Genomic DNA, 19,348 nt, shown 5'->3' with positions numbered 1-19,348 from the left:
CGGAGGTCCGACAGGAACGGCCGTCACGCCGGGTACGTGATCAGCTTCAATATTCCCATTGTGTGGCGCATGTCACCGGCACTAGGCTCTCGCTGTAGGCCGCTCGCGGCGGCCGACCGGGCCGGTGGCCAGGCCGTCATCTCGGCCGGCCGCCCCCGGCACAGCGGGTCGCAGCACCCGGCGCGTCCGGCGTGCGCACCCGTGTGGTCGCGCTCGAGGCGCAGACCGGCCGCCGCGAGCGCCCTGCTCGTCACCCCGGCGCCGCCCCGCCCGTTTCACATCCGTGGACACCTCTCCGAAGCCGGCACGCGACATCGATCCCGGGGACACGTCCCGGCCCACCGACACCGCCGACCCCGCCGGTCCGTCCCCGGCCAGCCGCCGCCGACGGACAATCCTGCTGATGCTCGGCCTGACCGCGGTGACGTCCGCGACGGCGCTGGTGATCGGGCTGTTGAGCTGGGCTCCCGACCCGCCCGAGCCGGCCCGGCCGCTGACCGTCGCCGAGGGCGAGCGGTTGGCCGCGATGCGGGTCACCAATCTGCGGGACCTGCGCGCCGGGGTCCATGTCACGGTCGGCGCCGGTGCCGCCCGTACCGAACTGGTCGGCTGGGTGGACTGGTCGCGGACGCTGCTCTACCTCGACGTGGGTGGTCCGGGCGCGGGCGCCGAGCGAGGCCTGTTGCAGAGAGCCGGCCCGTTGCTGGTGATCCGACCGGACCCGGCTGCGGTGCCCACCCCCGCAGCGCCACCACTGGTGCCCCCGGCGGACCGCTGGCGGCTGCACCACCTGGCACCCGGCGCGGGCCTGGCACCCGTGCTCGACCTGCTTCTCGGCCTCGCCGCCGACCGCCCGGACCCCGCCCAGGCGCTGCGGGACAGCGGTGCCCGCTGGGTGGCCCGGGACACCGTCGCAGCCGGGCCGGTGGACGTCCTTGAGGCGCCGCTACCCGGCGGAACCTCACCCGCCGCCAGCGGCACAGCGCCGGGAAGTACAGCACCGACGACCAGGGCAGGCGGCGACGTCGACGGGCAGCCCCGCTACTGGCTCGACCAGGACGCCCGGCTGCACAAGCTGGTCCTCCGGCTGCGCGACGTCGGCTCGATCACGGTGACCCTCAACCGGGCGGACCGGCCGACGCTGCGCCCGGTGGACGCACTCGGTGGCCGGCCCGGGCAACCCCGCGCGCTCACCGGCGCCGAACAGGACCGGCTGGACCGGCTGCCGACCCGGCTGCGCGCCCAGGGCGGTGCCGCGCTGACGTTGACGGCGCCGACGGGCACGGACACCAACCTGCGAGGCGCCGGCTGGTTGAACTGGACCGCCCGCACCGCCTACCTGGCCGCCGCCGACCTGGGCGTACCGGATCGCCGGACCCTGCTGCGGCGGGACACCGCCGGCCTGGCCCGGGTGGACGTGCCGGCCGCGGCCGGTGGCGGCGGCACCGCGGAAACGCCCGGTCGGCCGCCGCTGCCGCCCCCTGCCGGGGCGTGGCGGTTCACCCGGTCCGGCACGGACGACCTGAGCCTGCTGGTCGGGGCCGCGGTGGCCGCCGCCGGGTCATCCGGGCAGCGTGGTGCGGCCGTGCGGGTACGCGAGGACGTCGCCGGCGGGCGGACCGTGGACGTCGTCGAGCTGCGCACGGCCGACGCGCGGCTGCGCTACTGGATCGACCGGGTCGGGTCGCTGCGCCGGCTGGAGCTGCACACCGCCCCCGGCGCGTGGGCGCAGCTGGACCTCAACCCCGCCTCGGTACCCCGGCTGACCCCGGTGCCGCGCCCGGCAGCCCCCGGCGGCACCCGGCGTCCCGGCGCACCCTGATCCCCCGCGACGCGGGCGGCACGCGCCCGGTGAAACGCCCCGGTGTCAGCCGTGCCGCTCAGGGCCGCCAGCCGGTCTGCGCGGCCCACTGCTCGGCCCGCAGGTACTCCTCGTCGAACCACGGGTCGCGGGCCGTACCGGATCCGGTGCCGGCCGGCGCCGCGTCGACCAACTCGCGCTTGAGCAGCAGGTAAGCCGCACGCTGGTCCGGGTCGGCGCGCAGGTGGTCGCGCATCAGCAGCGCGTACCGCCAGCCCGGCGAGCCGGCGGCCCGCACGTGCACGCGCACCGGGCGGGCAGGGTCGGCGCTGCCGTGCAACCGCTTCTCCCACCGGCCGCTGCCGGCCGGACGGGGATCGTCCCACCACTGCCCCGGCACCGGCGGGAACCCGGCGTTCGCCAGCCGGTCGGCCAGCACCCCGTCGGCGTCGGCGAGGCTGGGCACGGCCACCTGCACGTCGATGACGTCCTCGGCGGCGAGGCCGGGCACCGCGGTCGAGCCGATGTGGTCGATCCGCAGGTCGGCCGGGGCGAGCGCGTGTCGGATCCGGGCGGCCAGCCGGGCGTACTGCTCGGGCCAGTTCGGGTCGGTCCCGGTCGGGTCGACCCGGCCCGGCGGAACCACCCGCCGCTCCCGCAGGTTGTGCTCGTAGGGCAGCAACCGCTGGTGCCAGAGTGCGTCGACGGCGGCATGCAGCTCCGCCAGGCTTCCGTCGTTGGTCAGCACCACGTCCGCCACGGCGCGGCGACGGGCGTCGTCGGCCTGCGCGGCGATCCGCCGCTCGGCCTCCGCACGGTCCATCCCACGATCGCGCGCCAGGCGTTCGAGTCGGGCCGCCACGTCCGTCTGCACCACGACCACCAGGTGGTACGTCGGCGCGAGACCCACCTCGACCAGCAGCGGTACGTCGTTCACGACGATCGCGTCGGGCGCCGCCGCGGCGGCCAGCTCGGCGGTGCGGGCACGGACCCGGGGATGGGTGATCGCCTCCAACTGCCGGCGGGCGGTCTCGTCGGCGAACACCACCGCACCCAGTGCGGCGCGGTCCAGTGCGCCGTCGGCGTCCAGCACCTCGGTGGAGAACGTGGCGACGATCTCGGCCAGGCCCTCGGTGCCCGGTGCGACGACCTCCCGGGCCACCCGGTCGGAGTCGATGAGCACCGCACCCCGCTCGACCAGCCGCGCGGCCACCGCGCTCTTGCCCGACCCGATACCGCCGGTCAATCCCACCCTCAGCACCGGACCAGTCAACCGGATCGCTAGCCCCGTCGCCAAACTCGCCCGCGGCCCGGCGAGATCGTGCTCGTTGGCGCCGGCAGCGCGGCGACCGGCTCCTTGGCCTGCCGGCTCGGGGCCGGGCCCCTCCTGAAGGGACATCCCAGGTGTCTCTATTCTAGTAATAGAATACTGATATGGAGCTGACTCCAGCCGAGCTGACCGTGCTGGGCTTGATCATCGAACGCGCCCGGCACGGCTACGACCTGGAGCAGGTGATCGAGCAACGCGGCATCCGGCAGTGGTCCGACGTCGGGTTCTCCTCGATCTACTACCTGCTCGCCAAGCTGGAGAAGCGCGGCCTGGTCCACGTTCCCGAGGCTCCCGCCGCCCCAAAGTCCCGCCGCGTGTACCACGCCACCGCCCAGGGCCGAGAGGTTGCGGCGCGCACCGCGCTGGCTCTCATCGAGGAACCACGGCCGGTCCCGCACCCGCTTCTCGTCGGTATCGCCAACCTGCCCCTGCTCTCCGATCAGGAGTACGCACAGGCGCTACGCACCCGGTTGGCGCGGGTCGAAGCCCGCATCGAGGCGGTCCAGGTGGCGCAGCAGGCGCAAGCCGCCCTCCCGCGACCGGCGCGTGAGGTGTTCTCGTACTCGCTGAGCCTCCTCGAGGCAGAAAGGCAGTGGCTCGCCGCCCGAGCCCAGGTGCCTGATGACGGACAAGACTGACTTCAAGAAGACCACCGACGCCTATCAAGCCAGACGAGGCGAGTTCCGGATCGTGGACGTGCCCGACATGCAGTACCTCATGATCGACGGCCACGGCGACCCGAACACCTCACCGGCGTTCACCGACGCCGTCGAAGCCCTCTACCCAGTGGCCTACAAGCTGAAGTTCGCCAGCAAACGAAACCTCGGGCGCGACTACGTCGTCCCGCCCCTGGAGGGCCTGTGGTGGGCCGATGACATGGACTCCTTCACCGCGGAACGCGACAAGTCACGGTGGGACTGGACGCTGATGATCATGGCCCCGGACTGGATCAACCAGGACATGGTCACCGCCGCCATGGAGCAGGCCGGAGCCAGGAATCGCCCGGCGCGTCTCGACGACACCCGGCTGGAGACGCTCTCCGAGGGGCGGTGCGTACAGACGCTGCACGTCGGGTCCTTCGACGAGGAAGCCGAGGTGCTGGCGCACCTGCACCACGAGTTCGTGCCGGGCAACGGGTTACGGATGGTCGGCAGGCACCACGAGATCTACCTCAGCGACTTCCGCAAGGTCGCACCCGACAAGCAACGCACCATCCTGAGGCAACCGGTCACCGTCACCGCCGCAGCGAATGCGTAGCTGACCCGGCGGCCGGCCCGGGGTACGGCGAGGGCCCCGCCCCCGGCGATCCGAAGATCGCGGGGACGGGGCCCTTCGTCGTTCAGCGGGTCACTTACCGCCGGCGAGCTTCTCCCGCAGTGCGGCGAGCGCCTCGTCGGTGGCCAGGGTGCCGGCCGGCTCCTCGGCCTGCCGGCTCGGGGCCGGGCTGGTCGAGGAGGTGGTGCCCCCAGCGGCGGCCGGGACGACCGGAGTCGGGTTGGCAGCGGCCTCGGCGTCGGCGGCCCGAGAGGTCTGCACCTGCTTGGTGTGGGCCTCCCAGCGCACACGAGCCTCGGCGTACTGGTTCTCCCAGGTCTCGCGCTGCTTGTCGTACCCCTCGAGCCACTCGCCCGTCTCCGGGTCGAAGCCCTCCGGGTAGATGTAGTTGCCCTCGGTGTCGTACGTCGCGGCCATGCCGTAGAGGGTCGGGTCGAAGTGCTCCTCGCCCTCGACGAAGCCCTCGTTGGCCTGCTTGAGCGACAGCGAGATCCGGCGACGCTCCAGGTCGATGTCGATGACCTTGACCATGACCTCGGAGCCAACCTGGACGACCTGCTCCGGGATCTCCACGTGGCGCTCGGCCAGCTCGGAGATGTGGACCAGGCCCTCGATGCCGTCGTCCACCCGGACGAACGCACCGAACGGCACCAGCTTGGTGACCTTACCCGGCACGATCTGCTGGATCGCGTGGGTGCGGGCGAACTGCCGCCACGGGTCCTCCTGGGTCGCCTTCAGCGACAGCGAAACCCGCTCGCGGTCCAGGTCGACGTCCAGGACCTCGACCTCGACCTCCTGGCCCACCTCGACGACCTCGGACGGGTGGTCGATGTGCTTCCAGGACAGCTCGGAGACGTGCACCAGACCGTCGACGCCGCCGAGGTCCACGAATGCGCCGAAGTTGACGATCGAGGACACGACGCCCTTGCGGACCTGGCCCTTCTGCAGCTTGTTGAGGAACTCGGTACGCACCTCGGACTGCGTCTGCTCCAGCCAGGCCCGGCGGGACAGGACCACGTTGTTGCGGTTCTTGTCCAGCTCGATGATCTTGGCCTCGAGCTCCCGCCCGACGTACGGCTGCAGGTCGCGCACGCGCCGCATCTCGACCAGGGACGCGGGCAGGAAGCCGCGAAGCCCGATGTCGAGGATGAGGCCACCCTTGACCACCTCGATGACCGAGCCGCGGACGACGCCGTCCTCGTCCTTGATCTTCTCGATCGTGCCCCAGGCCCGCTCGTACTGCGCCCGCTTCTTGGAGAGGATCAGACGACCCTCCTTGTCCTCCTTCTGGAGAACCAGGGCCTCGATGTGGTCACCAACCGTCACAACCTCGGCGGGGTCCACGTCGTGCTTGATCGACAACTCCCGAGAGGGGATGACACCCTCGGTCTTGTAGCCGATGTCGAGCAGGACCTCGTCCCGATCGACCTTGACGACGGTGCCTTCGACAATGTCGCCGTCGTTGAAGTACTTGATGGTCTCGTCGATCGCGGCGAGGAATGCCTCCTCGGAACCGAGATCGTCGTGGGTGACCCGGGTGGCGCTCGAGGGGGCCTCGATGCTGCTCGTCATGTGGGCGGTTGCTCCGGTCGGATGGGTTGTCACAGCAGGCTGGTGTCGCAGTGACCTGTTCGCGCCAGCGGATCCGTCGCCGGGCACACCGAACGATCACAGTGAGATCATGATGTGGCTCCGTCGACCGCGCACCTGCTCCCTGCCGAGACACACGATCCGCGAGCGCATCGTCTAGCCTACCGTGCGCATTACCACAGCGTGCAAGCCCTCCCAGCTTCTCGCCGTTCGATGACCTGCGAAAGCCGAACAATCGCCCGGAAAACACCCCTGCTGTCTCCTGGGTCACACCGGCCCCACCGGCCCCACCCAACCGGTGGCCCGGCGGCGGCGCGACCGTGCCGGCGGGTCGGCCCTGCCCACCGCCCGCTGGAGCCGCCCCGGGGCCTAGCGTGAGCGGGTGGATGACGACAGCCGGGTTACCCGGCGCCGGGTGGGTGACGCCGAGGCCCGGCGGGCAAACCGCGGCTGGTGGGACACCGACGCCGACGACTACCAAGCCGAGCACGGCGCGTTCCTCGGTGACGTCGACTTCGTCTGGTGCCCCGAAGGGCTGCGCGAGGCCGACGCCCGGCTGCTCGGTGACCTGCCCGGGCGGCGGGTGCTGGAGGTCGGCTGCGGCGCCGCGGCCGCTGCCCGCTGGCTGGCCACCCAGGGCGCCCGGCCGGTCGCCTTCGACCTGTCCGCCGGCATGTTGCGGCACGCCGCCGAAGCCGCCGACCGCACCGGGGTACGCGTACCGCTGGTGCAGGCCGACGCGCTCGCCCTGCCGTTCGCCGACCAGTCGTTCGACCTCGCCTGCACCGCGTTCGGCGCAATCCCGTTCGTGGACGACTCGGCGACCCTGCTGGCCGAGGTGCACCGGGTGCTGCGCCCCGGCGGCCGGTGGGTGTTCTCGGTGACCCATCCGATGCGCTGGATCTTCCTCGACGATCCGGGCGAGGGTGGGCTGACCGCCGTGCACTCGTACTTCGACCGCTCCCCCTACGTGGAGCAGGACGAGTCCGGCGTGGCCACCTACGTCGAGCAGCACCGGACCCTCGGCGACCGGATCCGCGAACTGGTCGGCGCCGGGTTCCGGCTGCTGGACCTGGTGGAGCCGGAGTGGCCGGCGGGGCACGAGGGGATCTGGGGGCAGTGGAGCCCGCTGCGCGGACGGCTCTTCCCCGGCACCGCCATCTTCGTCACCGAGAAGCCCGCCGGCTGACCGCGTCGCACGCGCGGCGCGACCCCCACCCCATCGGATCGACCGCTTCGCCAAGCCCGGCGAGTACGCCGCCGCCGGCATTCCCTTCTACTGGCGGATCGAGCAGGACCCGGTGCACGTCTACGCGTACCGGGTCGGCGACCGGGTGGGGCCCGGCGGTGAGCGGCAGTACGAGCTGGTCGCCGACGGCGCTGACGTGATCGAGTTGACCGAGCCGTTCGAGATCAAACTGCCGATCGCCGAGATCACGCCGTAGTCGACCGGTTCGGCTGGCCGTTTCGCCCCGGCGGTGCCGGGTAGCCGAGGAGCATGGCCGAGCAGAGGGAATTCCGCGAGGGCGACCACGTCTCCTGGGCCAGTCACAGCGGCCGGGCGCACGGCGTGGTCAAGGAGAAGCTGACCGACCGGACGCACGTACGCGGACACGCCGTGAACGCGACGGAGGACGAACCGCAGTACCGGATCCGCAACGACGACTCGGGCCGCGACGTGGCCCACCGGCCCGAGGTGCTGCGTCATGAGGGGTCGTGACGATGGGCGGGACACCCATCGGGAGTTCACCGAGGCGGTGAACATGAAGCCCGGCGAGCTGTCCACCTGGCTGGAGACCGACGAGTCGAAGCAGGTCGGCTGGCACAAGGGCGGTCGCTCCGGCGGCGGCGAGTCAGTCGGCCACGAATCCGGGCGCAAGATCATCAACCTGTTGCGCCGCAAACGCGGCGAGCTGTCCGAGGGCGACTACAAGCACATGCGCAAGGTGGTCGGCTACGTACGCCGGCACATGGCCCAGCGCCCCTCCGGCAACGTCCGCGACACCAAATGGCGCTGGTCCCTCATGAACTGGGGCCACGACCCCCTCAAGTAACCCACCAGGCTGGCCCAGCCCAACCACTCTGATTCACAACGCCGAACAGCACCGACCACAGAGACCCAGTCGGGGTTCCGGGGCAGCCCGACCCGCGCAGGGATCAAGCCTGACCGTCCGGAGCGGGTCGGGCTGCCCCGGAACCCCCAACCGCAACCAGAAAATCAGTGGTCGGCGCTGTTCCAGTCCCGGCCGTTGCCAACCGACACCTCCAGCGGCACCGACAACGGGTACGCCCCGCCCATCTCCCGCCGGACCAGCGCCTCCAGCGCGTCCCGCTCACCCGGCGCGACCTCGAAGACCAGCTCGTCGTGCACCTGCAACAGCATCTGGGAGCGCAGCCCGGCCTCGCCCAGCGCGGTGTCGACGTGCAGCATCGCCACCTTGATGATGTCGGCCGCCGAGCCTTGGATCGGGGCGTTGAGCGCCATCCGCTCGGCGATGTCCCGGCGCTGCCGGTTGTCACTGACCAGGTCCGGCAGGTAGCGGCGGCGACCCAGGATGGTCGAGGTGTAGCCGTCCTGGCGGGCTCGGGCGACCACCTGCTGCAGGTAGTCGCGCACCCCGCCAAAGCCGGCGAAGTAGTTTTCCATCAGCCCGCGCGCCTCTTCGGTGCCGATGCCGAGCTGCTGGGACAGGCCGAACGCGCTCAGCCCGTACGCCAGGCCGTAGTTCATCGCCTTGATCTTGCGGCGCTGGTCCGGGGTGACCTCGTCGAGCGGCACCCCGAAGACCGACGATGCGGTAGCGGCGTGGAAGTCGGCGCCGGAGTTGAAGGCTTCGATGAGCGCGTCGTCCGAGGAAAGGTGCGCCATGATGCGCATCTCGATCTGGCTGTAGTCGGCGGTGAGCAGGCACTCGTAACCCTCACCCACCACGAAGGCCCGGCGGATGCGCCGGCCCTCCTCGGTGCGGATCGGGATGTTCTGCAGGTTGGGCTCGGTGGAGGAGAGCCGCCCGGTGGCCGCGACCGTCTGGTTGAAGGTGGTGTGGATCCGGCCGTCGTCGGAGACCGACTTGAGCAGCCCGTCGACGGTCGACTTGAGCTTGGCCACGTCCCGGTGGCGCAGCAGGTGGGCCAGCACCGGGTGCGGGGTCTGCGCGTAGAGCCACTGCAGGGCGTCGGCGTCGGTGGTGTAGCCCGTCTTGATCTTCTTGGTCTTCGGCAGGCCCAGCTCGGTGAAGAGGATCTCCTGCAGCTGCTTGGGCGAGCCCAGGTTGAACTCCCGGCCCACCGCCTCGTACGCACCCTGCGCGGCGGCCTTCACCTCGGCGGCGAAGTGCGCCTCCAACTCGGACAGATAATGCGTGTCGGCGGCGATGCCGGTGCGCTCCATGCCGGCCAGGACCCGCATCAGCGGCAGCTCCACGCCGGCCATCAGCCGGGCCGACTGCTCGCCGTCGCGGGACAGCTCGGCGTCGATGGCGTCGGCCAGGTCGAGGGTGGCCCGGGCCTGGAGCATCAGATTTTGCTCGGCCACGCTCTCGTCACCCAGCCCGTCGAGGGTGAGCTGGCCGGTCTCCGGCGCGTCGACCCGCAGCTCCCGGTGCAGGTAGCGCAGCGCCAGGTCGGTCAGGTCGTAGGAGCGCTGGTCGGGGCGGGCCAGGTACGCGGCGATCTGGGTGTCGCGGACGATGCCGGACAGCTCCCAGCCGTGCGCGGAACAGGCCAGCACGGCTGGCTTGCTGTCGTGCAGCACCTTGGGCCGCTGCGCGTCGGTCAACCAGCCGGCCAGCGCGCCCTCGTCGGCCGCGTCGAGTCGCGCCGGGTCCACCCAGGCCGCCGCTCCGCCGGCGGTGGCCAGCGCCAGGCCGGTGATCGAGGCGGTGTGCCGGCGGTTGGGGCCGGTGTCGAGCTTGATCGCCAACCCGACCGGGGTGCCGGTCGGGGCGTGCGCGGAAAGCCACGCGGTCAGGGCGCCCGGCTCGGTGAGCACCTCGCCGGTGAGGTCGAAGCCGGACTCGGCCTCCGGCTCGACCGCCTCCAGATACTGGTAGAGCCGGTCGCGCAGGATGCGGAACTCCAGGGTGTCGAAGACCTGGTGCACCGCCTCCCGGTCCCAGCCGGCCCACCGGGCGTCCTCCGGGCGCAGCGGCAGCTCAAGGTCGGAGACCAGGCAGTTGATCTCGTAGTTACGGATCACGTCGGCGAGCCGCTCGCGCAGGCTGTCGCCGGCCTTGCCCTTGATCTCGTCGGCGCGGGCGATCACGCCCTCCACCCCGCCGTACGTGGCGATCCACTTTGCCGCGGTCTTCGGGCCGACGCCCGGGACGCCGGGCAGGTTGTCGCTGGTCTCGCCGACCAGCGCGGCCAGGTCCCGGTAACGCTCCGGACCGACGCCGTACTTCGCCTCGATGGCCGCCGGGTCCATCCGGGCCAGGTCGGAGACACCCTTGCGCGGGTACAACACGGTGACCTGGTCGCCGACCAACTGGAAGGCGTCCCGGTCACCGCTGCTGATCAACACCGTCATACCCTGGTCGCGGGCCTGGCAGGCGAGCGTCGCGATGACGTCGTCGGCCTCGTAGCCCTCCATCTCCACCACCGGGATCTGCAGCGCGGCCAGGACCTCCTTGACCAGGCTGACCTGGCCCTTGAAGTCGGTCGGGGTCTCGCTGCGGCCGGCCTTGTACTCCGCGTACCGGTCGGTGCGGAAGGAGCGGCGGGAGACGTCGAACGCGACGACGATGTGGGTGGGCTGCTCGTCGCGCAGCACGTTGATCAGCATCGAGGTGAAGCCGTAGACCGCGTTGGTGGGCTGGCCCGTCGTGGTGGAGAAGTTTTCCACCGGCAGGGCGAAGAACGCCCGGTATGCCAGGGAGTGTCCGTCGACGAGAAGTAGGCGCGGCGTCGTAGCTGTCACGGCAGCGACTCTAGTCCGTCGCACCGACATCCCCGGGTGGCGGCACCGCGCGTCCGACGGCGGAACAGACGGCCGGCCGGAACGCCGGCGGCCGGCCACCCCGTGAGGGATGGCCGGCCGCTGGTTGGTCGGATGGCTCAGGCCACGCCGAGGTACGCCTCCTTGACCGACGGGTCGTGCAGCAACTCCTGACCGGTCCCTTCCTTCACGATCTGACCGGTCTCCAGCACGTAGCCGCGGTGCGCCCGGGAGAGCGCCTGCTGGGCGTTCTGCTCCACCAGCAGGATCGTGGTGCCCTGCTGGTTGATCTCCGTGATGATGTCGAAGATCTGCCGGATCACCAACGGGGCCAGACCCATCGACGGCTCGTCGAGCAGCAGCAGCTTCGGACGGCTCATCAGCGCCCGGCCGACCGCGAGCATCTGCTGCTCGCCGCCGGAGAGCGTGCCGCCGGCCTGCTTGCGCCGCTCGGCCAGCCGCGGAAACAGGGTCAGCACCCGGTCCAGGTCGGCGGCGATGCCGGCGGAGTCCCGCCGGGTGTACGCCCCCATGTCCAGGTTCTCCATCACCGTCATACCCGGGAAGATCTGCCGCCCCTCCGGCGACTGACACAGCCCCCGGACCACCCGCAGGTCGGCCCGGAGCTTGCTGATGTCCTCACCGTTGAACGTGATCTTCCCGCTGGCGAGCGCCCGGGTCCCGGAGATGGCCCGCATGGTGGTGGTCTTACCGGCGCCGTTCGCGCCGATCAGGGCCACCACCTCACCCTCGTTGACGCTCAGGCTGATGCCGTGCAGCGCCTCGATCCGGCCGTAGGCAACGGCGACGTTCTCGAGCTCAAGCAGCGTCATCGGCGGGCTCCCCCAGGTATGCGGCGATCACCTTCGGATCGCGGCTGACCTCCGCGGGCGCACCCTCGGCGATCTTGCGGCCGAACTCCAGCACCACGATCCGGTCGGTGACCCCCATGACCAGCCGCATGTCGTGCTCGATGAGCAGGACGGTCAGGCCCTTGTCACGGATCCTGCGAATCAGGGTGAGGAGCTCCTCCTTCTCCGCCGGGTTGAAGCCGGCGGCCGGCTCGTCCAGGCAGATCAGCTTCGGCTCGGTGGCCAGCGCCCGGGCGATCTCCAATCGGCGCTGGTAGCCGTACGGCAGGTTGCGCGCCTCGTCGTTGGCCCGGTCGGCGATCCCCACGAAGCGCAGCAGCTCGAGCGCCTTCGACTCGGCCGCCCGCTCCTCGAGGATGTGCCGGGACAGGCCGAAGATCTTCGCGGCCGACAGGCGCACCTGCTGCCAGGTCCGGACGATCCCGGACGCGGCGGTGACCTGCGGCAGCTCCTCCGGCTTCGGGCGAACCCGGTAGAGCCGGAACAGCGCCCCGGGCACGCTCGTCTTGTGCCGCGAGTCCGTGCCGACCATGACGTTCTCCAGCGCCGTCATCTCCGGGAAGAGACGGATGTTCTGGAACGTCCGGGAGATGCCGAGCTGGCTGATCTGGTGCGGCTTGCGACCGGTCACCTTCTGGCCCCGGAACCGGACGGCCCCGGACGTCGGCTTGTACACCCCGGTCATCACGTTGAAGCTGGTGGTCTTGCCGGCGCCGTTCGGCCCGATGAGGCCGAGGATCTCGCCCTCGTAGATCTGGAAATTGATCTTGTCGAGGGCGACCACACCGCCGAAGCGGAGCGTGACGTCGTCGACCTCGAGCAGTATCGGCCGCGGTCCCGCCTGAGTCGGGATCTTCGGCGCTGCGGTGCTGGTGGTCTGGTCAGACATGAGCTGGTGCCTCCTCTGCCTCCGCCGCGCGGTCCTTCAACTCGCGAGCCCGCCGCCGGCTCGGGACAAGGCCCTGCGGACGCAGGATCATCACCAGCACCATGGCCAGACCGAAGACCAACCACCGGTAGTCGGCGAAGTCGCGGAACCGTTCCGGCAGGTACGCCAGCAGCACCGCGCCGAGCGAGACGCCGATCATGTTGCCGGAGCCACCGACGACCACCATGGCGACGAAGAGGATGGACAGGTTCGCGTTGAACTGGGTCGGGTCGATGAACGCGTTCCGGCTGCCGAACAGGAAGCCCGACAGGCCGCCGAGGGCCGCACCGATGGCGAACGCCCAGAGCTTGAACTTGAACGGGTACACACCCATCACCGCGGCGGCGTCCTCGTCCTCCCGCACGGCCAGCCATGCCCGGCCGACCCGGCTGTGCTCCAGCCGGCGGACCAGGAAAACCATGATCAGCACGAAGGTGATCGCCAGCCAGTACCAGGGCTTCGCGTCGATCAGACCGAAGACCTTGTTGTCCGCTGACGGCGCACCCTCCGGGCCGGGGATGGCCGAGATGCCCACCGGGCCGTTGGTCAGCCCGGTGGCGTTGCGGGCCACGATCCGGATGATCTCGCCGAAGCCCAGGGTCACGATGGCCAGGTAGTCACCGCGCAGCCGCAGCGTCGGCCAGCCCAGCAGCACCCCGGAGATCATCGTCAGCACGATCGCGATGAACAGGCAGATCGCCCAGGTCACCGCCCAGGTCGCCGGCAGGTCAAACTCCTGCTGGATCCACTTCACCACCGGCGAGTTCACCGAACCGAACAGCGCCACGCTGTACGCCCCGATGGCGAAGAAGCCGATGTAGCCCAGGTCGAGCAGGCCGGCGAGGCCGACCACCACGTTCAGGCCGATCGCGACCAGCACGTAGATGGCGCAGACGAAGAGCACACCCGCCCAGTTGTTACCGCCCTCGATCGAGTCGGTACGCAACCAGGTCAGGCCCGGAATGCCGAGCAGCGGCAGGTAGTAGAGGACCGCCACGAAGGCGGCCAGCCCGAGGGCCTGCTGCCACTTCGTCAGCGCCCGCCAGCGGTCGCCGACCGTGGTCAGCAGGCTCACCCGGCGGCGATCAGCGGAGCGAATCTTGTCGATCATGCGCGGGCCCTCCCGAGCGACTCGCCCAACAGACCGGTCGGCCGGAACATCAGCACCACGATCAGCACCACGAAGGCGATGACGTCCTCCCAGTTGGACGCGAAGAGCGTGGCGCCGTAGACCTCGACGATGCCGAGGAAGAGGCCACCCAGCAGCGCGCCGCGCAGGTTACCGATGCCGCCCAGGACCGCGGCGGTGAACGCCTTGAGGCCGAGCACGAAGCCGATGCTGTTCTGGGTGAAGCCGAACCGCATGCTCCACAACAGAGCGGCGGCGCCGGCCATGATCCCACCGAGCACGAAGATCAGCATGATCACGCGCTCCTGGTTGACGCCCATCAGCGCGGCGGTCTCCGGGTTCTGGGCCACCGCCCGCACGCCCCGGCCATACCGGGTGCGGTTGATGAACCAGTCCAGCAGCGCCATCATCGCCACGGCCGCGACGAAGACGATCACCTGGATGTTCGTGATCGCCGTGTTGCCGATGGTGAACAGGGTCTCCTGCTGGATGATCGTCGGCATACCGACGATCTGCCGGGGCCGGCCGAACGCCTCCGGCAACACGCCACCGAGCAGCTTGGGCAGCACCTGGCCGAAGAGCTCGACGAAGACCAGCGACAGACCGATCGCGGTGATCAGGAAGATCAGCGGCGGCGCGTTCTTACGCCGCAACGGCCGGTACGCGATCCGCTCAAGCGCCAGAGCCGTACCGCCGGAGGCGACCGCCGCGACGATCAGACCGAGCACCAGGAACAGGATCGCCTGGCCGACAGGGGGGTTATTTTGCACCCCGAGCTGGGTCCAAAGGATCAGCACCGCGAAGGTACCGACCATGAAGACCTCGGAGTGAGCGAAGTTGATCAGACGAAGGACGCCATAGACGAGGGTGTAACCAAGGGCGATCAGGGCGTAGATAGCGCCCTTGGACAGGCCATCGACCGTGTGCTGGCCGAGATGGCCGATCAGTTCATCGAAATGCACCGGGGGTCTCCTTGAATCGAGCGCGGCCGGGGTGAGACACCCCGGCCGCACTCCAATGCCTGGGCGTCAGCTGAGCTTGAGCTCCTGCAGCGGCTCGATAGCCGTGCCCTTGATCTGGTAGGCCCAGATGACGACCTTCGACGGGTCGACGTCACCCTTGGCATCGAACTTGATGTACTTCGACACGCCCTGCTTGTCGTACGCCTTCACGTACGCCAGGATGTCGGCCCGGCTCTTCTTGCCGTCCTTGAAGGCGTCCAGGTAGACCTTGGCGCCGTCGAAGCCCTCCGCACCGTAGGAGCCCGGCGCGATGCCGTACTCCTTCTGGTAGTCGGCGGAGAAGGTGCCGCCGGCCTTGTCAGCCGGGAGGCACGGGCAGGTGATGATCGCGCCCTCGGCACCGCCGGAGGCACCCGCCGGGAACGCCGGGTCGTAGAGACCGTCCGGGCCGACGAACTTGGCCTGGACACCGGCAGCGCGCATCTGCTTCACCAGCGGAGCGGCCTCACGGGTGTAGCCGCCGTAGAAGACGAAGTCCGCCTGCGCAGACTTGATCTTGGAGATGGTGGCGTCGAACTGCGCCTGCCGCTCCTGGATCTTGTCCTTGTTCACCACCAGCGGGCCGAGCTGCTTGCCCAGCTCCTCGGTGATGCCCGCGCCGTACGCGCTGGCGTCATCGACGAGGAAGACCTTCTGCGCGCTCTGCGTCTTCAGGTAGCTCGCCACCGCACCGGCCTGCGTGCCGTCGTTGCCGACGACGCGGTAGAAGGACGTGTTGCCCTTCTGGGTCAGGTCCGTCCGGGTCGCCGACGGGCTGATCATCGCCAGGCCCGCGGCCTGGTAGATCGGCATCGTGGCGTCCGACTCACCGGAGAAGTGACCACCGATGACACCGAGGAACGAGTTGTCCCCAGCGATCTGGTTCGCGAACGGGGTCGCCACCGCGGGGTCACCCTGGGTGTCGAACTCCTGCATGGTGACCTTGCAGTTCGGGTTCGCCTCGTTGAACTGCTTCACGGCGAGCTTCGCGCCGTTCAGCGACGGGATCACCAGACCTGCGTTGTCACCCGTGAACGCGCCGAAGATCGCGATCTTGCCACCGCAGTCACCGGACGCGGTCCCATCATCGCCTCCACCGGAATCCTGGCAACCAGCCGCGACCACTAGGGTCGCGGCGAGCGCAACGGTACCCAGCGCCCGTACATAGCTTCGCCTCACGGCTTCCTGACCTCCTCCAGATGCGGACGCGGCTGACCCGAAACGACGGCGACAGCAGCAGGCCCGCAATTCCACCCACCCCGCAGGGACTTCCCCTGCGTTACGGCTCGTGATGGCGGAGCGTACCGACACGGCACACCGTCCCGGAAGGCCTGAACGGGGGGTCTGCGAAACCGTTACGAAGACGAGCGCAATCTTGTCGATGTCCGTAACAGGTGAAACCGCCGGTCGGTCCTTAAGCCGGCGTCCGGTCGGAGCTCACCCGCACACGCCCGGACCGGGATCCCCCTGGCGAAAAGCCACCTGACCTGCGGAAACGGCTCGGCACATCCCACCCGGAGCAGAGCGCCGCGCGACCACCGGTGCTCAGGCGCCCACGCCGGCCGCCGACCACAACCCCGCCCGCGTGCCGTCGTCCGCCGCCAACCACCACCGGTCGCCCACCGCCACCAGCGCCACGTCCCGATCGACCCCCGCCGACACATCAAGCGGCATCGCGGCCTCCCGCCACGACCCGCCGCGATCGGCCGAGACCCACACCGAGTGCCGGGCACCGTCGGTCACGGCGGCGACCAGCCGATCCCCGGCGGCGACCAGCGAGGCCACCCCGGGCACCCCGGCCCCGGCCCGCCGGCCGAACGTCCCGGCGGCCACCCAGCCCGACGCCTCCTGCCGCCACGCGCCGAACGTCGCCCCGCGCAGCCCGACCGCCACCGGCACCCCGCCGACGAGCGTCACCCGCTGCATCTCCTCGTACTCCGGGCCGCCCGGCAGCACCGTGCGCTGCCACGACCGCCCGTCCGGCGACGACCAGACCGCCGGATCCCGGTCGATCCGGCCGGCCGGCAGCAGGCCACCCACCGCCAGCCAGCCCGGCGGCGCCGCCACGGCGTCGAACGCCCAGGTCACCCCGACCGGGTCGCTGGCCAGCTCCGGTGCGCCCTCCACCAGTGCGAACTCCGCCGCGTCCGGCGAGGACACCCAGGAGGCCGCGCCCGCCGAGCGATTGCCGACGATCAGCCAGCCCGGGGCGCCAGCCGCCAACCGGGACACGTTGACCGCCGTCGGCCCGCCGAACGTCTCGAACGACGCCTGCACCTCGACCAGCGTGCCGTCGGGCAACTGCCGCCAGGTGCTGATCCGCGGATAGCCGTGCGCCCCACCGGTCTTGGCGCCGATCACCGCCGCCCTCCCGTCGCGGCAGGCCACCGACGAGAGCACGTTCTGCCGGCCGTAGAAGGAATCAGCGCGCACCGGCACGACCGTCCAGGTCGTACCGTCCACGCTGGTCCAGGCCGCCGGGCGGGTGCCGCCAGCGGCGTCGACGACACCACCGACCAGGAACCAACGGCCCGCGCAGGCCGCCGCGTCGCGGAGCAGCAGGCGGCCTTCGCCACCCGGCGGCGCCGGCACCGTCAGAGGCTGCCACCCCGGCCGGAGCACCGGCGCGGCGGCGGTCGGCCCCACGCTGGTCGACGTCTCGGCGGCCGGATCGGCGGGCCCGTCGCAGCCGGAGAGCAGCAGCACGAAGAGACCGAACACCGCGATGACCCGTCGGACGGACACGCCTCGATGTTATGCCCCGCAGCCGCCGCGCGGTGGCCCCCGATGTGCCGCACGACCGGAACCGATCCGACGGGGCAGTCGGGAAGCGGACGCCGATCAGACGGTCGGCTGCGCCACCTCGCCGCCGGCGGTCTCGGCGAGGATCCGCTCGGCGACCTCCTTCATGGTCATCCGGTGGTCCATCGCCGTGCGCTGGATCCACTTGAACGCCTGCGGTTCGGTCATCCCGTACGTGGTCATCAGCGCACCCTTGGCGCGCTCCACCGTCTTGCGGATCTCCAGGCGGTCGGTCAGGCCGGCGACCTCCGCCTCCAGCGCGGCGACCTCCGAGTAGCGCGACAGCGCGATCTCCACCGCCGGGACCAGGTCGCTCTTCTGGAAGGGCTTCACCAGGTACGCCATCGCGCCCGCCGCCCGCGCGCGCTCGACCAGGTCACGCTGGCTGAACGCGGTCAGGATGATCACCGGGGCGATCCGGGCGCCGGCGATCCGCTCGGCGGCGGCCAGCCCATCCATGATCGGCATCTTGATGTCGAGGATGACCAGGTCGGGCTTCAACTCCTCGGCGAGGCGGACGGCGGTCTCGCCGTCGCCGGCCTCCCCCACCACCTCGTAGCCCTCTTCGACCAGCATCTCGGCGAGGTCCAGCCGGATCAGCGCCTCGTCCTCGGCGATCAGCACCCGCCTGCGCTCGGCATCCGTCGGCGTCTCGGCCACCAGCCCTACCCCCACCATCGTTCCTGCACGGCTACCACCCATGCTCCCGCAGAAGCGTAGTCGGGTACAGTAAGCGGCACTCGCCGGGATGGTGGAACGGCATACACGGAAGTCTCAAACACTTCTGCCCGAAAGGGCTTGCGGGTTCGAATCCCGCTCCCGGCACCCACCTCAGACGCGGGCTCGAGCCCGCGTCCACCGCGCTCGCCGCCACCGCACCCGGTCGGCAGCACGCGTACTCTCATCCGTTGCTTCCGCCGATCGCACGGTGTCGACAATCCGACGGACCCCGCCGCCTACGGCTGGCCCGACCGGACCGGCCGGGCGACGAGATCGACGACAGAGGTGGGAACTGATGCGGGTGGTCATCTTCGGCGCGACCGGCATGGTCGGTCAGGGCGTGCTGCGCGAGTGCCTGCTCGCCGAGGACGTGCAGGAGGTGCTGACCGTCGGCCGGAAGCCGACCGGGCAGCGGCATCCGAAGCTGCGCGAGCTCGTCGTCGCCGACGTCGGCGAGCTGGACGCGGTGCGCGCCGACCTGACCGGCGTCGACGCCTGCTTCTACTGCCTCGGCGTCTCCTCGTTGGGCCTCGACGAGGCCGCGTACACCAAGATCAGCTATGACTATCCGCTCGCCGCGGCGCGGCTGCTGGCGGAGGTGAGCCCGAGGGTCACCTTCGTCTACGTCTCCGGCGTCGGCACCGACTCCACCGGGCGGGGCCGGGTGATGTGGGCGCGGGTCAAGGGCCGCACCGAGAACGCGGTCCGCGATCTCCTGCCCAACGGCTACGCGGCCCGGCCGGGCTTCATCCAGCCGACGCACGGCGCCGTGTCACGGACGCGCTGGTACCGGGTGCTCTACGCGGTGACCAGCCCGCTGTTCCCGGTGGTGAGCCGGCTCTTCCCGAACCAGGTGACCAGCACCGACCGACTCGGCCAGGCAATGCTGCGGGTGGCCCGGGAGGGCTCGCCCCGGCGGGTGCTGGCCGGCAAGGACCTGGCCTGAGCCGACCGGCCCGGCCGG

The 19,348-nt window shown here is 70.7% G+C and carries 18 protein-coding genes and 1 tRNA gene; 9 read left to right on the top strand and 10 right to left on the bottom strand.

What is annotated here, in order from left to right:
- Nucleotides 1–283 precede the first annotated feature (283 nt).
- Nucleotides 284–1,822 carry a hypothetical protein gene (locus ABZV00_RS23625; protein WP_355609726.1) on the top strand — a complete coding sequence of 513 codons (1,539 nt, stop codon included), beginning with the start codon at nucleotides 284–286 and terminating at the stop codon, nucleotides 1,820–1,822.
- 58 nt (nucleotides 1,823–1,880) lie between these two features.
- Here the strand turns inward: ABZV00_RS23625 and coaE are convergent, their stop codons facing one another.
- The gene (gene coaE, locus ABZV00_RS23620; protein WP_355609724.1) at nucleotides 1,881–3,062 is read right to left on the bottom strand and encodes a dephospho-CoA kinase; all 1,182 of its coding nucleotides are present in this window, start codon (nucleotides 3,060–3,062) and stop codon (nucleotides 1,881–1,883) included.
- A gap of 173 nt (nucleotides 3,063–3,235) precedes the next feature.
- Between coaE and ABZV00_RS23615 the strand changes: the two genes are divergently transcribed.
- Both ABZV00_RS23615 and ABZV00_RS23610 read left to right on the top strand, forming a co-directional pair.
- Nucleotides 3,236–3,769 (top strand): PadR family transcriptional regulator, encoded by a 534-nt coding sequence (locus ABZV00_RS23615; protein WP_355609722.1) that lies wholly within the window; start codon nucleotides 3,236–3,238, stop codon nucleotides 3,767–3,769.
- Complete coding sequence (locus ABZV00_RS23610) at nucleotides 3,753–4,388, top strand: GyrI-like domain-containing protein (RefSeq protein ID WP_355609720.1); 636 nt, start codon at nucleotides 3,753–3,755, stop codon at nucleotides 4,386–4,388. Before ABZV00_RS23615 ends, ABZV00_RS23610 begins: the two co-directional genes overlap by 17 nt.
- A 90-nt stretch (nucleotides 4,389–4,478) precedes the next feature.
- Here the strand turns inward: ABZV00_RS23610 and rpsA are convergent, their stop codons facing one another.
- Nucleotides 4,479–5,978 (bottom strand): 30S ribosomal protein S1, encoded by a 1,500-nt coding sequence (gene rpsA, locus ABZV00_RS23605; RefSeq protein ID WP_328418789.1) that lies wholly within the window; start codon nucleotides 5,976–5,978, stop codon nucleotides 4,479–4,481.
- A gap of 400 nt (nucleotides 5,979–6,378) precedes the next feature.
- On the opposite strand from rpsA, the gene ABZV00_RS23600 reads away from it, so the two are divergent.
- The 4 genes from ABZV00_RS23600 (at nucleotide 6,379) to ABZV00_RS23585 (ending at nucleotide 8,050) form a co-directional block, all read left to right on the top strand.
- Nucleotides 6,379–7,185, top strand: coding sequence for a class I SAM-dependent methyltransferase (locus ABZV00_RS23600; RefSeq protein WP_328418790.1), 807 nt, complete (start codon nucleotides 6,379–6,381; stop codon nucleotides 7,183–7,185).
- Between the two features lie 112 nt (nucleotides 7,186–7,297).
- A complete protein-coding gene (locus ABZV00_RS23595) occupies nucleotides 7,298–7,441 on the top strand; it encodes a hypothetical protein (RefSeq protein ID WP_355609717.1) in 144 nt (47 codons plus the stop codon).
- 53 nt (nucleotides 7,442–7,494) lie between these two features.
- Complete coding sequence (locus ABZV00_RS23590) at nucleotides 7,495–7,716, top strand: DUF2945 domain-containing protein (protein ID WP_328418792.1); 222 nt, start codon at nucleotides 7,495–7,497, stop codon at nucleotides 7,714–7,716.
- Nucleotides 7,703–8,050, top strand: a complete 348-nt coding sequence (locus ABZV00_RS23585; RefSeq protein ID WP_355609715.1) for a DUF3140 domain-containing protein — start codon at nucleotides 7,703–7,705, stop codon at nucleotides 8,048–8,050. Before ABZV00_RS23590 ends, ABZV00_RS23585 begins: the two co-directional genes overlap by 14 nt.
- Nucleotides 8,051–8,214: 164 nt before the next feature.
- Here the strand turns inward: ABZV00_RS23585 and polA are convergent, their stop codons facing one another.
- The 8 genes from polA to ABZV00_RS23545 all read right to left on the bottom strand — a co-directional run bounded on the left by polA (nucleotide 8,215) and on the right by ABZV00_RS23545 (nucleotide 18,324).
- On the bottom strand, nucleotides 8,215–10,914 hold the full coding sequence (gene polA / locus ABZV00_RS23580; protein WP_355609713.1) for a DNA polymerase I: 2,700 nt from the start codon (nucleotides 10,912–10,914) through the stop codon (nucleotides 8,215–8,217).
- Between the two features lie 137 nt (nucleotides 10,915–11,051).
- A complete protein-coding gene (locus tag ABZV00_RS23575) occupies nucleotides 11,052–11,765 on the bottom strand; it encodes an ABC transporter ATP-binding protein (RefSeq protein ID WP_328418794.1) in 714 nt (237 codons plus the stop codon).
- A complete protein-coding gene (locus tag ABZV00_RS23570) occupies nucleotides 11,752–12,693 on the bottom strand; it encodes an ABC transporter ATP-binding protein (protein WP_328418795.1) in 942 nt (313 codons plus the stop codon). Before ABZV00_RS23570 ends, ABZV00_RS23575 begins: the two co-directional genes overlap by 14 nt.
- Entirely contained in the window at nucleotides 12,686–13,843 is a 1,158-nt protein-coding gene (locus ABZV00_RS23565; RefSeq protein ID WP_355609711.1) for a branched-chain amino acid ABC transporter permease, read from the bottom strand. Before ABZV00_RS23565 ends, ABZV00_RS23570 begins: the two co-directional genes overlap by 8 nt.
- Complete coding sequence (locus tag ABZV00_RS23560) at nucleotides 13,840–14,823, bottom strand: branched-chain amino acid ABC transporter permease (protein ID WP_355609709.1); 984 nt, start codon at nucleotides 14,821–14,823, stop codon at nucleotides 13,840–13,842. The genes ABZV00_RS23565 and ABZV00_RS23560 overlap by 4 nt, the downstream gene beginning before the upstream one ends.
- A gap of 66 nt (nucleotides 14,824–14,889) precedes the next feature.
- Complete coding sequence (locus tag ABZV00_RS23555) at nucleotides 14,890–16,041, bottom strand: branched-chain amino acid ABC transporter substrate-binding protein (protein ID WP_328418798.1); 1,152 nt, start codon at nucleotides 16,039–16,041, stop codon at nucleotides 14,890–14,892.
- A 366-nt stretch (nucleotides 16,042–16,407) separates the two neighbouring features.
- Nucleotides 16,408–17,607, bottom strand: coding sequence for a hypothetical protein (locus ABZV00_RS23550; protein ID WP_355609708.1), 1,200 nt, complete (start codon nucleotides 17,605–17,607; stop codon nucleotides 16,408–16,410).
- A gap of 96 nt (nucleotides 17,608–17,703) precedes the next feature.
- A complete protein-coding gene (locus tag ABZV00_RS23545; protein WP_089019813.1) occupies nucleotides 17,704–18,324 on the bottom strand; it encodes a response regulator in 621 nt (206 codons plus the stop codon).
- Between the two features lie 82 nt (nucleotides 18,325–18,406).
- On the opposite strand from ABZV00_RS23545, the gene ABZV00_RS23540 reads away from it, so the two are divergent.
- Nucleotides 18,407–18,489, top strand: a tRNA-Leu gene (locus ABZV00_RS23540).
- Nucleotides 18,490–18,679: 190 nt separating this feature from the next.
- Nucleotides 18,680–19,330 (top strand): NAD-dependent epimerase/dehydratase family protein, encoded by a 651-nt coding sequence (locus tag ABZV00_RS23535; protein ID WP_355609706.1) that lies wholly within the window; start codon nucleotides 18,680–18,682, stop codon nucleotides 19,328–19,330.
- Nucleotides 19,331–19,348: the final 18 nt, after the last annotated feature.

The organism is Micromonospora sp. NPDC005173 (assembly GCF_040608515.1).
Lineage (GTDB): Bacteria > Actinomycetota > Actinomycetes > Mycobacteriales > Micromonosporaceae > Micromonospora.
This window is presented reverse-complemented; position numbering and strand designations above follow the sequence as displayed.